11 protein-coding genes are annotated in these 14,809 nt (G+C 68.9%); 8 read left to right on the forward strand and 3 right to left on the reverse strand.

Features of this window, described 5'->3' with window-relative positions:
• Nucleotides 1–329: 329 nt before the first annotated feature.
• The gene (locus ACFV9G_RS07785) at nucleotides 330–1,592 is read left to right on the forward strand and encodes a DUF222 domain-containing protein (protein WP_378726462.1); all 1,263 of its coding nucleotides are present in this window, start codon (nucleotides 330–332) and stop codon (nucleotides 1,590–1,592) included.
• Nucleotides 1,593–2,189: 597 nt separating this feature from the next.
• Here ACFV9G_RS07785 and ACFV9G_RS07790 read toward each other — a convergent pair.
• Together ACFV9G_RS07790 and pepN are read right to left on the reverse strand one after the other, a co-directional pair.
• On the reverse strand, nucleotides 2,190–3,203 hold the full coding sequence (locus tag ACFV9G_RS07790; RefSeq protein WP_378726464.1) for an LCP family protein: 1,014 nt from the start codon (nucleotides 3,201–3,203) through the stop codon (nucleotides 2,190–2,192).
• Nucleotides 3,204–3,252: 49 nt separating this feature from the next.
• Entirely contained in the window at nucleotides 3,253–5,673 is a 2,421-nt protein-coding gene (gene pepN, locus ACFV9G_RS07795) for an aminopeptidase N (protein ID WP_378726466.1), read from the reverse strand.
• A gap of 223 nt (nucleotides 5,674–5,896) precedes the next feature.
• Between pepN and ACFV9G_RS07800 the strand changes: the two genes are divergently transcribed.
• Both ACFV9G_RS07800 and pth read left to right on the forward strand, forming a co-directional pair.
• A complete protein-coding gene (locus ACFV9G_RS07800) occupies nucleotides 5,897–6,514 on the forward strand; it encodes a 50S ribosomal protein L25/general stress protein Ctc (RefSeq protein ID WP_378726468.1) in 618 nt (205 codons plus the stop codon).
• Entirely contained in the window at nucleotides 6,511–7,122 is a 612-nt protein-coding gene (pth, locus tag ACFV9G_RS07805) for an aminoacyl-tRNA hydrolase (RefSeq protein WP_378726470.1), read from the forward strand. The genes ACFV9G_RS07800 and pth overlap by 4 nt, the downstream gene beginning before the upstream one ends.
• 30 nt (nucleotides 7,123–7,152) lie before the next feature.
• Here pth and ACFV9G_RS07810 read toward each other — a convergent pair whose 3' ends face one another.
• Nucleotides 7,153–7,764 (reverse strand): LuxR C-terminal-related transcriptional regulator, encoded by a 612-nt coding sequence (locus tag ACFV9G_RS07810; protein WP_378726473.1) that lies wholly within the window; start codon nucleotides 7,762–7,764, stop codon nucleotides 7,153–7,155.
• 423 nt (nucleotides 7,765–8,187) lie between these two features.
• Between ACFV9G_RS07810 and ACFV9G_RS07815 the strand changes: the two genes are divergently transcribed.
• The 5 genes from ACFV9G_RS07815 to ACFV9G_RS07835 all read left to right on the forward strand — a co-directional run bounded on the left by ACFV9G_RS07815 (nucleotide 8,188) and on the right by ACFV9G_RS07835 (nucleotide 14,329).
• Nucleotides 8,188–9,174, forward strand: a complete 987-nt coding sequence (locus tag ACFV9G_RS07815) for a sensor histidine kinase (RefSeq protein ID WP_378726475.1) — start codon at nucleotides 8,188–8,190, stop codon at nucleotides 9,172–9,174.
• On the forward strand, nucleotides 9,155–9,847 hold the full coding sequence (locus ACFV9G_RS07820; protein ID WP_091052720.1) for a response regulator transcription factor: 693 nt from the start codon (nucleotides 9,155–9,157) through the stop codon (nucleotides 9,845–9,847). The genes ACFV9G_RS07815 and ACFV9G_RS07820 overlap by 20 nt, the downstream gene beginning before the upstream one ends.
• 160 nt (nucleotides 9,848–10,007) lie before the next feature.
• Nucleotides 10,008–11,333, forward strand: a complete 1,326-nt coding sequence (locus ACFV9G_RS07825) for an exopolysaccharide biosynthesis polyprenyl glycosylphosphotransferase (protein ID WP_378726476.1) — start codon at nucleotides 10,008–10,010, stop codon at nucleotides 11,331–11,333.
• A gap of 103 nt (nucleotides 11,334–11,436) precedes the next feature.
• On the forward strand, nucleotides 11,437–13,482 hold the full coding sequence (locus tag ACFV9G_RS07830) for a protein kinase (RefSeq protein ID WP_378726478.1): 2,046 nt from the start codon (nucleotides 11,437–11,439) through the stop codon (nucleotides 13,480–13,482).
• A 58-nt stretch (nucleotides 13,483–13,540) separates the two neighbouring features.
• Nucleotides 13,541–14,329, forward strand: a complete 789-nt coding sequence (locus ACFV9G_RS07835) for a 3'(2'),5'-bisphosphate nucleotidase CysQ (RefSeq protein WP_378726481.1) — start codon at nucleotides 13,541–13,543, stop codon at nucleotides 14,327–14,329.
• The last annotated feature ends 480 nt before the right edge of the window (nucleotides 14,330–14,809 follow it).

Consider the following 14,809-nt stretch of genomic DNA (forward strand, 5'->3'; position numbering starts at 1 on the left):
GGGTCTTCTCGACGGGCACCGGAGTAAAGGACGGCCTTCGGCCGCCGGCTTCGCCGGCCGCTATCGCGGTCCTTGACACCGGAGCCCGTCGAGAAAGATTTGGCTGGCTATCGGGGCGGCGGCCCGGGTGTGGCGCAGCGGATTCTTGCTGGGATCAGTGGGGCTTGTGGGGGTGGAGGGGTGGCCCTTCGGGCCACTTACCATCCACAGAAGCGACGCCGTTCGCTCACCGCGAAAATGGCAGTTGACCTGCACCTATGGGTGGTTAGGTATCCATTGAAGGCGTAGAATTAGACCCATCACAACACACCACTGAAGGGAGGGAAGCGATGAGTCTCGAGCACGACGTCAACCACTGGGGCGCCAGCCCTGGTGATCCGATCGACGCCGAACTGGCCGCCATCGAATCCTCCCTCGACAAGCTGCTGACCAGGGACCCGGCCTATTGGCGCACCGGCCAGAAGAAGGACCGCCTGGCCCAGCTGGAGAAGATTCACGCCAAACAAGCCGCACTGAAGCTCCGGGTCCTCGCGTCTGCTGGTGATATCGCCGAAGAGACCGGCGCGAAGGACGCTTCGGGATGGCTGCGGACCGAGCTCTTGGTCGACAAGGGGGTGGCCCGTTCCCAGATCAAACTCGCCGCCAGCGTGTCCAAGTACGACCTCGTGGCTGCTGGTCTGGCCGAGGGTGTGGTGTCCCAGGACAAGGCCCGGGTGATCACCAAAGCGCTCGATGCCATTGAGACCGACCCCGCCACCAGCGGCGAGGACCTGGTCCTCGCCGAGAAGCTCCTGGTGGATTACGCCAGCCAGTTGACCGCGAACGAGCTCAAGATCGCCGGACGCCGGGTCCTGGCCGAGATCGACCCCGCACGATTCGAGGAAGCCGAGGCCAAAGCTCTGCAGCGGGAAGAGGAGCACGCCCAACGGCGCACGTTCTTCTCCTCGCGTGACAACGGCGACGGGACCGTGGACATCCACGCCCGGGTTTCCCGTGCGGTCGGGGTCAGGTTGCGCACGATGCTGGACTCCCTGGCCCAGCCCCGGAAGTGGTCGGCGCAGGACAAGGGCCGCAAGGCCCCCTACGACCGGTTGCTGGGGCAGGCCTTCGCCCGCGTGGTTGAGACCTACGACGTGGACCTGCTCCCGAGGCATGGCGGGCATGCCACCACGGTGTTCATCACCATGAGCGTGGAGGACCTCCGCAAGGACCTCGGCACCGCCGCGTTGGGGTTCGACGGCGAGAAGATCACCGCCGCCGAAGCCCGCCGGCTGGCCTGCAACGCGGACCTGGTCCCGGTGGTGCTGGGCACCAACTCCGAGATCCTCGACCTCGGCCGCACCGCCCGCCTGGCGCACCCGATCCAACACCGAGCCCTGCGGCTCCGAGATCAGGGTTGCCAAGCCGAGGACTGTGACGCCCCAGCCGCCTGGACCGAAGCCCACCACCTGAAACCCTGGTCCGAAGGCGGCAGAACCGACATGGGAAACATGGTCCTACTGTGCCCCAGCGACCATCGCCGCATCCACGACGCCGGCTCTGGGTATGAGCGCCTCCCGGACGGACAGATCCGGTTCACCCGACGAACCTGAACCGGCCAGGCCCGCAACCAGGCCACCCCACCACGTACGTCCTTGGCTGCCATGCGTCCGCGTCCGCTGAGATGGTCGGTGCGCGCTTCCCTGACCCTGGTGGGACTGACGGTCGTCGAACCGCTGCCGGTCCTCGAACCGGTGAGGATCGCCGGTCCGGTGCCGATCACCGGACCGCACCCGAGCTCGACGCGGGACCGTGCTGGACGCGGGAACGTGCCCCGGTTGGTCGCGCACCACGCCTGGATGGGGTTACCCACGCTGATGCTGCCCTATGCCACGGCGAGGTCCCACGCTCCGCAGCAGAGGGGATCAACATCTCGACGGGGCACAGTGCCCGCGTCGTCGTCGCCGCCGTCACCGTCCATGCCGCTAAGGCAGCCACCCCGCCACCCGCCCCGAGCGACGCGCGCTTGTGATTCCTTCACAAGGTGTCATCGCCTTGTAAAAGGGCCCGAGCATCAGCCTCCACAACCAAGGAGTCAGCACAGGAAGTCCCAAGCCCGTGCCCCACCCAGGGAATCCGCGCCAAACCCCGCCGCCGACCCGAGAACACCCTCCGTAACGGGTCAGCGGGCACCAGCCACCGGCCAGCCCTCAGTTGACCGTACGCCCCGTCAGAACATCCTGGTTCTGAGCAAGCCATGCATCCATCTCGTCCTCCCGCACGGCGTCCCACAGCTTCCGCCCCTCGCGCCGATCGAGATGGACGACGCTCTGCTTGCCCTCTCGTCCCAGCCCGGCAACGGGAGCCGTGAAGAAGGTCAGGTCCGACGATGGCATCCGGGCGAGGTCGAGGGCCAGGCCACGGAGGTCACCGCCGGAGAAGCCGGAGTCGACGGTCAGGTGGCGGGTGATGATGTCGAGGAGGTCGTACGCCTTCTTGGGGTTCTTCGGGTCGACGCTCTGGCGAAGGCCGCGGAGGATGGAGCGCAGCACGTACTGCTGGCGCTTCACGCGGTCCAGGTCGCCGCCGGGGAGGCCGTAGCGCTGGCGCACGTAGAGGAGGGCCTCCTCGCCGCTGAGCAGGTGGGTGCCCTTGGTCCAGGTGCGGTCGCGCGCGGAGTCGTGGACGGTCTCGGGGATGTAGACCTCGACGCCGCCGAGGAGGTCGCCGATCTCCTCGAAGCCGGCCCAGTCGACCCAGGCGACGTGGTCGATGCGTACGCCGGTGAGCTTCTCGACCGTCTGCACGCTGAGCCTCGGCCCGCCCTGGGAGAAGGCGGCGTTGACCTTGGCCTTGCCGTGGCCAGGGATCCGCACCCAGGAGTCCCGTGGGATCGAGACGACCGAGGCCGAGCGGCGGTCCGCGCTGAGGTGGAGCAGCATCATCGTGTCGGCCCGCTGCTCACCGGGTGTCCACGACGCCGTGGCCCCGCTGCCGGTGGTGGCCTCGCCGCCGGTGCGTCCGTCGGTGCCGAGGAGCAGGATGTTCAGGGCGCCGGCAGCGTCGCCGGCCGCCTCGGGACGCTCCTCGAGCCCGGCGAAGACATCGACGGTCCGGACCTGGCGGTCGAGCCGGTGGGCGAGATACCAACCGGTGCCGGTCACGGCGCCGACGAGCACGACGAACGCGATCCCGACGCTGAGCCAGATGCGCTTCTTCTTCATGGCCGTCCTCTGTGGTGGGGGGTCGAGGGCGGATAGAGGCTAGTCGTCGCTACTCGCGGTCGTCGAAGTGGTCCTCCCAGGAACGCCGCAGGATCGTCGGTACGTCGCCGGCCAGGGCAGTGCGCAGCGCGGTGAGCTGCTCGTCGTCGAGAGCGATTCGGGGGAAGGCTCGCCCGACCTCGATGGCGAAAGCCTGGCCACGGGTGGCCAGGGCCGGCGCCTCGGCGAGATAGATGGTGACGTAGGGACGCAGCAGGTGCGCCTGCTCGGCGATCCACATCCCCGATGCCAGCGCCCCGAAGCGACGGTTGTCGACACCGGGGGCGAGCATCGCCTCCCAGGCTGCGTCTTTCGCGCTGGTCGAGGGACGGGCAGCGAGGGCCCGAAGCGCCCCGAGGTCTCCCTCGGCGGTGCCGTCCCGGCCGCGCTCGGTCGCGATGAACCGGGCGTCGGCCTCGCCGAGCGAGGCGAGACGTACGATCGCCGCCCAGCGTGTGGTCGGCAGCAATGGGATGCCGACACCGACCTTGTCGGCGTCCAGCCAGCCGCGCAGCAGCCCGGCGTCCGCGCTGGTCGCGGCCAGGGCCCCCGCCCAGGCCAGGGCCCGCTGGTCGTCGTCGGCGGAAGCCGCCAGGCCCGCGGCGGACGCGGCGGCGACCCGCGCCACAGCTCCCGCCGCGCGCGAGGCCGGCACCCGTTGCGGGATCACCACGGACCGCGCCTCGGCGAGGACTCCCTCGATGATGTCCGCCCGGGTCTCCGCAGGAAGGTGGGCCTCGACCAGGTCGAGGTAGTCGTCGGCCGAGAGGTCACGCGATCGAACCCGCAGGGCGGTGGCGGACCAGAGCACGGCACGTACGAGCGGGTCCTCGAGCCGGGAGAGCCCGCCGGAGAGCGCCTCCCACGACCCCGGGTCGAGGCGGAGCGCGGCGAAGGTCTCACCGCCGGCGTTGGGGACCACGGCGAGGCCGGCGAACTCCGGCAGCGGCAACGGTTCGGCACCCAGCTCGACGCGCTTGCGTCCCACGAGCCGCAGCGCGGAGTCGTAGCCGGCGACGGTGAACGCGTGCGGCCGGCTTCCCTTGCGCTCCAGGACCGGGACGTCCCCGTCGCGCCGCACCGACACGGTGTCGAACCCCGGGCGCCGCAGCCAGGCGTCCACCCACCCGCGTACGTCCTTCGGCGAGCTCGCCGCGAGCGACTCGACGAAGTCGGCCAGCGTCGCGTTGGCGAACCGGAAGCGGGTCAGGTGACGGTTGACCCCGGCCATGAACTCCTCATCACCGAGCCAGAAGGCGAGCTGCACCAGACAGGCCCCGCCCTTGGCGTAGGAGATGCCGTCGAAGATGGTGGCGGCGGTGTCCACGTCGGGCACGTCCACGGCCAGCGGAGCGACCGGATGGGTCGAGCGTCGCGCGTCGGAGCGGTAGCCCCACGGCTTGCTCCCGATCTCCACCTCGACCCGCAGGTCCGAGAAGCCGGCGCCCGCCTCGGCGACCCGGTAACCCATGTAGTCGGCGAACGACTCCTGCAGCCAGGTGTCCTCCCACCAGGTCATCGTCATCGAGTCGCCGAACCACATGTGCGACATCTCGTGGGCGATGATCACCGCGCGGAACGCGCGCTGGGTGTCGGTGATCGCGCCGCGGGGCAGCAGCTCGTCGCGGTAGGTCACGCACCCCGGCATCTCCTGCGCACCCCAGTTGAGCCCGGGCACGAAGACCTGGTCGTAGGAGTCGAACGGGTAGGGCTCGTCGATGAGGTCGGCGTAGTGGTCGAAGCACGCCTCCGACGTACGCCGCAGCTCGTCCGCGTCGCGGTCCAGCTCGGCCGCCAGCGACCGCCGGGCATGCCAGCCGAACTCGAGGCTCTCCCCGGAATCGAGCACAGCCGTCCAGCGCACCGAGTGCCACGGCCCGGCGGCGACGACCAGCAGGGCCGGCGGGATCGGGGGAGTGGTGGCGAAGACCCAGCGGCCGGCGTCGTGCGAGACGACGGCGCCGTTGGCGAGGACCGTGTCGGCCGGATCGGCGGTGACCGCGACCGCGAACGACGCCTTGAGATCGTTCTGGTCGAAGCAGGCGTAGACCTTCGAGGCGTTGTCCATGCCCAGGTAGGCGGACACATAGCGCGACCCGTCGACGGGGTCGGTGAACGTGTGCATCCCGTCGCCGTCGGTCGTACAGGGCAGCGTCGCGGTCACCTCCACCTCGTTGAAGGCGTCGGCGGAGAGCCCGGTCAGGACCACCCGACTGCCGTCGTAGGCGACCTCGACCGCCTCGTCGTTGACGACCAGCGACACCGCGAGCGCGCCCTTCAGGTCCAGGAACGTCTCGGCGACCGTGGATCGAAACCGGACCCGGGTGCGACTCCGGAACGTCTCGGGGCCGGTGACGTCGAGGTCGAGGGAGTAGGAGACGGAGCTGAGCACGCCGGCCCGTGTGCGGGCCTCGTCGAGTGTGAGGGACACGACCTCCAACGTACGTCCTCGCAGGTCAGCACGCGCGCGCATTTCGCTGTGAGCGTGACCCGGGGATAGTCTGTGGCAGTTGCCTCGGCGAGGGAGCGCCTCGCGCTCCGTGATCGACAAGGTGGACGTCTCTTCTCAGAGACGCCGTGCCTTCGTCGCACGGCCTTCGTTGGACCAGCCGGGCGCCATTGACGTCAGCATCACTCACCGAGGAGTTCAACGCATGTCCAGCGAGAAGATCGTCGCCGAGAAGCGCACCGAGTTCGGCAAGGGTGCCGCTCGCCGCATCCGCCGTGAGAACAAGATCCCGGCGGTCGTCTACGGCCACGGCGCCGACCCGATCCACCTGAGCCTGCCGGGCCACGACACCATGATGGCGCTCAAGAACCACGGTGCGAACGCGCTCCTCCAGCTCGACATCGACGGCAAGACCCAGCTCGCCCTGACCAAGCAGGTCCAGGTCGACGACGTCCGCCGCGTCATCGAGCACGTCGACTTCGTCGCCGTCCGCGCGGGCGAGAAGGTCACCGTCGACATCGTCATCAACGTCGTGGGCGATGCCGCTTCCGGCACCATGGTCGTCACCGACGCCAACACCCTGACCGTCGAGGCCGAGGCCACCCACGTGCCGGAGAGCATCGAGGTCAGCATCGAGGGCCTCGAGATCGGCACCCAGATCCTGGCCGGCTCCGTCACGCTGCCGAAGGGCACCACCCTGGTCAGCGACCCGGAGACCCTGGTCGTCAACATCACCGAGGCCAAGACCATCGAGGAGCCCGCCGAGGCTGCCGAGGGCGAGGCCGCCGAGGCCACCGAGGCTGAGGCCGCCGACGCCGAGTGACTTCTGACTCGGTGACCGACGGCGTCTGGCTGGTCGTCGGCCTGGGCAACCCCGGGCCGACGTACGCCGGACACCGTCACAACATCGGCTACCTCGTCACCGACGAGCTGGCCAACCGGCTGGGCAGCAAGTGGCGTGCCCACAAGTCCGGCCGTGCTGACGTCGTGGAAGGGCGCCTCCGGGGGACTACCCCCGGGGTGCCCGGCCCACGCGTCGTGCTCGCGCGCTCCCGGACCTACATGAACGAGTCCGGCGGGCCGGTCAAGGCGCTCGCGACCTTCTACAAGGTCCAGCCCGACCATGTCATCGCCATCCATGACGAGCTCGACATCGCCTTCGACACGATGCGGGTCAAGCTGGGCGGTGGCGACAACGGCCACAACGGCCTCAAGTCGATGCGGTCCTCTCTGGGCACCGGCGACTTCCACCGGGTGCGCGTCGGCATCGGCCGCCCGCCCGGTCGTCAGGAGGTGCACGACTTCGTGCTCTCCAACTTCTCCAGCACCGAGCGCAAGGTGCTGCCGTTCGTGGTCGACACCGCCGCCGACGCGATCGAGACGCTGATCAACGAGGGTCTGGAGAAGACCCAGCAGCGGTTCAACTCCTAGGGTCGACTCTCAGGGGTCAGCTCTGAGGGGTCAGCTCCGAGGCGGCCGCAGATACCGGTCGTACGCAGCGACCGCCGCCAGCTGGGAACCGACCTCGAACTTCCGCAGGATCGACTTCACCTGCGTCCGCACCGTCGTCTGCGCCACCCCGAAGCGAGACGCGATCTCGGCGACGGTGGCCCCGTCGTAGAGCAGCTCGAGCACCTCGTGCTCGCGCACCGTCAGCGAGCGGACCAGGCGGTGCATGCGCTCGCGTCCTTCCCGCATCAGGTGCCACTGCGCGACCAGTCCCTCGACCTCTCCCGGAGTGTGCCCGCGCCGTCCCTCGGCCGCATCGCGCAGCGCGTCCTCGATCGTGTCCGAGTGGGTGTCGTCGGAGAGCACCGTGACCGCACCGGCCTCGAGCAGGGCGCCCCAGAGCCCCCCGCGCGGGGCGGAGGTCAGCACGACCCCGGGCAGGCGTACGCCTCGGACCAGGTCACACACCTCGCCGAGATGGGTCCAGCCGTCGAGGTCGGTGACCACCAGCCAGGCCGAGGGAGCTCCGACGAGCAGCTCGTCGGGATCCGCGGAGGTGGAGGCCGTCGCCGTCACGGTGATTCCGTGCTCGTCGAGCGCAACCGTCACGGCATCAAGGGTCATCGTCTCGTCCGCTGAGACTGCGACCCTGAGTCGTACGGTCGAGGCTGCCATGTCTGCTGTGCCGTTCGGTCGTCCCGGTCCCCGCCAGATCTCCCTGGGGGTATGAATATTGTGGGCGGATCCAGGCGGAGATCGGGAACCTGTTCTACAGTGCCCCAAGTTTGGGGATGACCTGGGACAACGCTTCCCGCAATGTAATTTGTGGACGACCTCGAAATTCTATGACTCCTCAATTCTCGGTATTGGCCCGAAATGGGGTCACGTGGCGATACCGTGCTGATTACGTTGCCTTGTAAAGGTTTCGGTCACAACATTCATATTGGGACGGCCCGACAAGCTCGGGCTGGGGGAGCAGGGCCTGGACACGGCCCTATTCGGGACTCATACCTCACTGGCCGACCCGTCCTGGGGAGCAGTATGTCTATGTCCATTTTCCAACGGATCAACTCGGGTTGGTTGACCACCGCGTACGCAACCACCACCGCCGTCCTGATCGGCGTCCAGAGCTTTCTGATCGCCGTCCTTCAGGGCCCTTGGGTCTCCTTCCGTCCCGGCGGAGCACTCCTCTGGGTCCTTCTCACGGTCATCGTCGTCACCACCTCGCTCGCGGCCGCCGCAGCGCTCCTGTTCGGTGCTGTGCGCATCTACCGGCGCGTGTGCGCGGCGGAGGCGAAGGCAGCCGACGAGATCTACCACGACCTGCTCAGCGCGCGTGAGACGCAGCGTCTCCACCGGGCCCGGATGCACGAGGTGACCTCGACCCTCGCCGGTGTTCGCTCGGCCAGCGAGCTGCTGTGCAACTCCGAGACGCTCGACCCGGAGCGTCGCGTCGCGATGATGGCCATGATGGGCAGCGAGCTCAGGCGCCTGGAGCGCCTCGTCCGTGCCCAGCGAGGCGGCGCGGACACGATGCCCGTCGACACCGGAGTGATCGACGTCGACGCGGTCGTTCACAACCTCGCCCTGGCCCACGAGGCCGGCGGCACCACGGTGGTCCACGAGCCCAGCAACTCGCTCGCGGTCGGCAGCTCGGACGCGGCCGCACGGATCATCAACATTCTTCTCGACAACGCGGCCAAGCACGGCTCCGGCGCTGTCGACGTCACCGTCCGGCACGAGCCTGGCGAGTCCCGCCAGATGGTCGTGATCGAGGTCTCCGACGACGGCCCCGGGGTCGCCCCCGAGGTGCGCGAGCGGATCTTCGAGTGGGGCGTCCGCGGGCCTGACTCAGCCGGCCAGGGGATCGGGCTCAACGAAGCCCACACCGTGGCCGAGCGGATGGGGGGCTCACTCCGCCTCGCCGCCGCGGAACGTACAACCTTCGTGGTCACTCTTCCCAGCGCCGTGATCCCGCGCGCCACGACAGAAGCAGAGCAGGAAGGCGTCCCCGATGACGTTGTCGCCGCGTAGCCAGTATCGAGTCGTGATCGTCGAGGACCACGTCCTCTTCGCCGAGTCGCTCGAGCTCGCCGTCTCGATGGAGGGGTACGACGTGCGTCGCATCCCGATGCCCAGCGAGCCCGTCTCCACCGCCACCATGGTCTCCGTCGTACTCCGCAACAAGCCGAAGGTCGTGCTCCTCGACCTCGACCTGGGCCGCTACGGCGACGGCGTACGCCTCATCGAACCGTTGGCCAAGGCCGGCGTCGACGTGGTCGTGGTGACCGGTGCGATCGAGGAGGCTCGCTGGGGCCAGGCGCTGCGCAACGGCGCCCGCACCGTGCTGTCCAAGTCCCGCCCGCTCGGCGAGATCCTCGGCACCGTCAGGCGGCTCTACCAGGGCGCCTGCGTCCTGGCGGTGAGCGATCGCGAGCGGCTGATCCGGGTCTGGTTCGAGCGCCAGCACGAGGTCTCCGAGCTGAGCCGTCGCATCGAGCTGCTCACCAAGCGCGAGTCGCAGGTCCTCGGCCACCTGATGCTCGGCCGCACCGTCCACGAGATCGCCGTCATCGGCGTCGTGTCGGAGGCGACGGTGCGCACCCAGGTGAAGTCCATCCTCGCCAAGCTCCAGGTCACCTCCCAGATCGCCGCCGTCGGCCTCGCCCACCGGCTCGGCTGGCGGTCCCCGCAGTCACTGGAGTGAACCACTGGTCTGGACCAGTGGGTTCCGGTTCCCTCATTTGGTCTAACCGGACCCCCATCGGCCCCCAACGACCGCCTTCTTCCCGCATTGTTCTGGCATGAAGTAAGCGTTCGGGCGCCCAGCAGCTTTGGGGGAGATGATGACGGTAGAGCTGGCGTCGGTGGAGACAGTAGTCCCGCTCGACATCAACCGACGGAGGGTGTCCGCCAAGGCACCCTCCCTTCGGTTGCAGGCCTCGATGGTCGACGGGCTCGCGCTGATGATCCTCGCGCCGCTGATCGTGGGACAGGAGATCGTCCACGCGCTGGCGTGGGGTCTGCTCTGGGGGCTGGCCACCAGGATCACCGCGCCGAAGATCCTGCCCGGCGCCGAGCGCCTGCGGGCGACGGTCTCGGGGGTCTTCAAGGCGTTCATGGCGATGAGCATGGCGACCTGGCTGCTGGGTGCGCTGGTCGAGCTGCCGCAGGCGCAACTGGTCGTGCAGACGATCCTCGGGCTGGTCACCGCGCTCGCGTTCCGGGTGGTGGGCTACATCTTCAGCTCCCGGCCGCGCACCCCGTTGCGGGTCGTGGTGGTCGAGGCGGCCCATGACCACGGAGCGATCCCGGAGTGGACCCATCGGCTCAGCGGCGGCCTGATGGAGGCCGCGGCGGTATGCCGCGCCGACGGGCTCTCCGGCGCGATCGCCTCGGTCGGGCCCGACGCGGTGCTGGTCGTCCCCGGGCCCGACCTGGCCGGCCGCGAGATCCAGCGACTGGCCTGGACGAGCGAGTCCTTCGGCCTTCCCCTGCTGGTCAGCACCAGGATGCAGGACGTGACCCCGCAGCGTACGTCCTCGATGCGGCTGGGCTCGATGAGCCTCCTCTACGTCGACGAGGCCCTGCGGGCGCGGCTGACCCGGGTGGCCAAGTACGTGTGGGAGTGGCTGGCCGCGGCGGCGGCCGCCGCCGTGCTCGTCCCGGTCTTCGCCGTGATGGCGGTCGTGATCAAGCTCGACTCCCCGGGCCCGGTCTTCTTCCGGCAGGTGCGCGTCGGACGCAACGGCAAGCAGTTCCGGATCTGGAAGTTCCGCACCATGGTCGTCGACGCCGAGTCGCTACTGCGCACGCTCGACCACCGTCCCGGGCAGGTCCTCTTCAAGCTCCGCGCGGACCCGCGGGTGACCCGTGTCGGGCGGGTGCTGCGGAAGTACTCCATCGACGAGCTGCCGCAGCTTTTCAACATCGTGCTGGGCCAGATGTCGCTGGTCGGACCTCGGCCTGGACTGCCGAGCGAGGTGGCGATGTACGATCGGGACTCGCATCGCCGACTCGCGGTTGCTCCCGGTCTGACCGGGCTGTGGCAGGTCTCGGGGCGATCGGACCTCTCCTGGGAGGACACGGTTCGCCTGGACCTGGACTATGTGGACAACTGGACGCTGCTACGCGACTTCGGAATCGTCGTTCGTACGGTCAAAGCTGTCGTGCGTGGCTCTGGCGCCTACTAGTGAGTGTCGCCTAAACTCCCAGGCCGTTGTGTGAGCAACCCAACACGTACGAACAACTGGATCCTCGACGGGAACGTCCCCCATGCAAACCTCCCCCCACCCCATGATTGCCGGCCGATACGAGCTGCACCGCCTGATCGGGCGAGGCGGTATGGGCGAGGTATGGCAGGCCATGGACCTCACCCTGCAGCGCTGGGTCGCGGTCAAGATCGTGCGGACGTCGGCCGACCCGACGATGATCGAGCGGTTCCGGCGCGAGTCGCTCTCCACCGCGGCCGCCAGCCACTCCGGCACCGTGCAGGTCCACGACGCCGGGATCGAACGCACCGCCAACGGGCCGATGGCCTTCCTCGTCATGGAGCTCCTGACCGGCCCCGACCTCGGCGAGCGCCTGCGCTCGCACGGCCCGCTGATCGCCCGCGAGGCCGGTGAGGTCATCGTCCAGGCCGCGCGTACGCTCGCCGCGGTCCACGCCCAGGGGATCGTCCACCGCGACATCAAGCCGTCCAACCTCGTCTACGACAGTGACCGCAGGATCAGGATCGTCGACTTCGGGATCGCCCAGCTCGCCCGCCTGGGCGACCAGCGGCTGACCTCCACCCACGACGTGGTCGGAAGCCTCGGCTACCTCTCGCCCGAGCGTGGCTCGGGGGGCGAGGTCGGTCCGCCGAGCGACATCTACTCGCTGGGCTGCGTCTTCTACGAGATGCTCACCGGCCGCACCCCCTACTCCGGCGGCGCACCGGCGACGATGGTCTACCAGCACGCCACCGCACCCATCCCGCGGGTCAGCGGCGCGGTCCAGGTGCCGAAGATCATCGACGACCTGGTCGCGATGATGATGGCCAAGGACCCCGGGCAGCGGCCGAGCGCGCACGACGTCGTCGCGGTGCTCACCGGCTCGGGCCCGCTACCGGTCTTCGACGTGCAGGTGCCCCGGCAGCGTCCGATGCACCCGTCGGGTCCGATCAGCACCTCCGGTGCCTACGAGGCTTTCGGTGGGAGCGGCTCGTTCCCCGCAGCCGGGTCGACCGGGGCCACCGGCTCGTCCGGCGCGTTCGCGAACATCGGGGCGAGCGGGTCGTTCCCGACCGGCGGGTCCCGGGTGGCGAAGCCCTCCGGCGCCAACCGGACGTTGAGCATCCTGCTGGCGGTGGCTCTGGTCGGTGTCGCGGTCGGCGGCCTGGCGACGTTCGCCTCCTTCCGGAGCGCCTCGGAGACCGGCCGTGCGGCCGCACTCAGCGAGGCACTCCCCGAGACCATCGAGCTCGCCGTCGACGTGATCTTCGAACGGGATGCGCTGCAGCCCGTCGCGCAGGCGCCGGTCAACGTACGCTCCACCTACCTGCACACGACCGACCTCGCGGTCGAGGAGTGGCGGACCGCCGCGGCCGAGATCGACGTCGACGGTGATCCCGAGCTGCGGAGTCTCCACCACGACATCACCGAGGTGCTCGACGACTTCGAGCTCTACCGGGTCGAGATGCAGCAAGGCGACCGGGCCAGCCAGGACGCTGCTCGCGAGGTCTACACCGCGTTGGCCAGCAACCTGCTGATGCTCGCGGCGCAGGTGCCGGAGCTGGAGGACGGCCAGACCGGTGACCAGGTCCGCAACCTCAGCAGGCTGACGGGGGCCGCGGAGGCGTTCAGCATCGAGCGGGAGCTCATGGTCGTCGCGCTGTCCGAGAACGAGATCGGTACGAAGTCGGTCAAGGACCTCACCGACGCGGAGGCCGCCTGGGTGAAGTCGTCCTCGGCGTTCTACTCGGGCGCCTCGCCCGAGCTGCAGGCGGAGCTCGACCGGGTCTCCGACGGCACCTTCGACAAGGGCTCGGGCGCGATGATGGTGCAGCGTACGGTCCGTGATGTTGCCGCCAAGGGCAGCATCGACGGCGTCGCGACGGAGCTGAGGGCGGCGTCGAAGGGCGAGCCGATCGTCCGCACCTGGTCCGACGGCGCCGTCGAATACATCCAGAGCCTTCTCGAGGTGATCCTGAAGTCGGCCGAGACCATGGCCAACGACGTCACCGACGAGGACGAGCGTGCCAAGACCGGGCTGATCCTGCGGGCTGTGCTGACCGGGGTGGTGCTGGTCGTCGCGATCGGGCTCGGGCTGGGTCTTCTTCGGAGCCGGCGGACGTCTCGATAGAGTGCCGCGGGTGAACTTCGAAGCGGAGCCAGAGAAAATTCAGCAGAGCGAAGCTGGTGTGCCCACGCCCGAGATCCTCGCCTCCGACCACCTGCTGGCCGCCTGGCTGGCCGAGACCGCCGGTCGCCGGCTGCTCGAGGTGCGCGCCACCTCCGGCCTGGAGGGCAAGGAGCTCAAGGACGCCGGTGACCTGGCGGCACATGAGCTGCTGATGGAGCTCGTCGCCGCCTACCGTCCCGAGGACGGGGTCCTGTCCGAGGAGGGCAAGGACTCCAAGGAGCGGCTCACCCAGGACCGGGTGTGGATCATCGATCCGCTCGACGGGACCCGCGAGTTCTCCGAGCCGCCGCGCGATGACTGGGCGGTGCACGTGGCGCTGTGGGCCTCCTCCAACGGAGGAGAGCTCATCGCCGGCGCGGTCGCGCAGCCGGCGCTCGCCGACGCGTCCGTGCAGAGCACCTTCCACACCGGTGCCGCTCCGGTCGTGCCGCCGTCGACCTCGACCCGTCCCCGGATCGCCGTCTCCCGCAGCCGCCCGCCGGCGTTCGTGGAGGCGCTGGCCGAGGAGATCGGCGCCGAGCTGGTGCCGATGGGATCGGCCGGCGTGAAGATGATGTCGGTCGTGCGCGACATCTCCGACGCGTACGTCCACGCGGGCGGGCAGTACGAGTGGGACTCCGCCGCTCCCGTGGCGGTCGCGGCTGCTGCTGGGCTGTTCACCTCGCGGATCGATGGCTCGCCGCTGCGGTACAACCAGGACGATGTCTACCTGCCTGATGTGATCGTGTGTCGGCCGGAGCTCTCTGAGCAGATCCTCTCGTTCATCAAGAGGCATGGGGTGGAGTAGGGCCAGCGTCGTTCGCGGCTGTGTTTTTGGGGCTGGTCTGGGCCGCCGACCCTGTCCTTGATTGTTTCTCGCCCTGCCCCGGAGTAAAGGACGGCCTGCGGCCGCCGGCTTCGCCGGCCGCTTCGCGGTCCTTGACACCGGACCATGTCGAGAAAGATCTGGCTGGCTATCAGGGGCGGCGGCCCCAGTGTGGCCGCGGGGTAGTCGCTCCTCGGGAGGCGGGCGCCCCACGGTGAACGAAAATTCATTCACCCCTGGCAGAAGAAGACGCTCTCCTGGGTGAACGAAACTTTCTTCACCCCGGTTTGCCGAAGGAATTTTCGTTCACCCTTCAGACCCCAAGCCCCTACCCAACTCAGGACCCGCGCCAAACCCCTGCCGCCGGCCCGATAGCCAGCCTGTGATTATCGGGTCTGGTTGGCCTGGGGCCGACTGATGCAAGGGTTGGTGCCGGTCTCGGTCGTGGTGTGACTCATAGCC

It is taken from the genome of Nocardioides sp. NPDC059952 (assembly GCF_042730435.1).
Taxonomy (GTDB): domain Bacteria; phylum Actinomycetota; class Actinomycetes; order Propionibacteriales; family Nocardioidaceae; genus Nocardioides.

Coding starts and splice junctions, on each gene's coding strand:
- ACFV9G_RS07810 (WP_378726473.1), bottom strand. CDS start 7,764: ATGACCCTTGATGCCGTGACGGTTGCGCTCGACGAGCACGGAATCACC.
- ACFV9G_RS07785 (WP_378726462.1), top strand. CDS start 330: ATGAGTCTCGAGCACGACGTCAACCACTGGGGCGCCAGCCCTGGTGAT.
- ACFV9G_RS07815 (WP_378726475.1), top strand. CDS start 8,188: ATGTCCATTTTCCAACGGATCAACTCGGGTTGGTTGACCACCGCGTAC.
- ACFV9G_RS07820 (WP_091052720.1), top strand. CDS start 9,155: ATGACGTTGTCGCCGCGTAGCCAGTATCGAGTCGTGATCGTCGAGGAC.
- ACFV9G_RS07790 (WP_378726464.1), bottom strand. CDS start 3,203: ATGAAGAAGAAGCGCATCTGGCTCAGCGTCGGGATCGCGTTCGTCGTG.
- ACFV9G_RS07830 (WP_378726478.1), top strand. CDS start 11,437: ATGATTGCCGGCCGATACGAGCTGCACCGCCTGATCGGGCGAGGCGGT.
- ACFV9G_RS07800 (WP_378726468.1), top strand. CDS start 5,897: ATGTCCAGCGAGAAGATCGTCGCCGAGAAGCGCACCGAGTTCGGCAAG.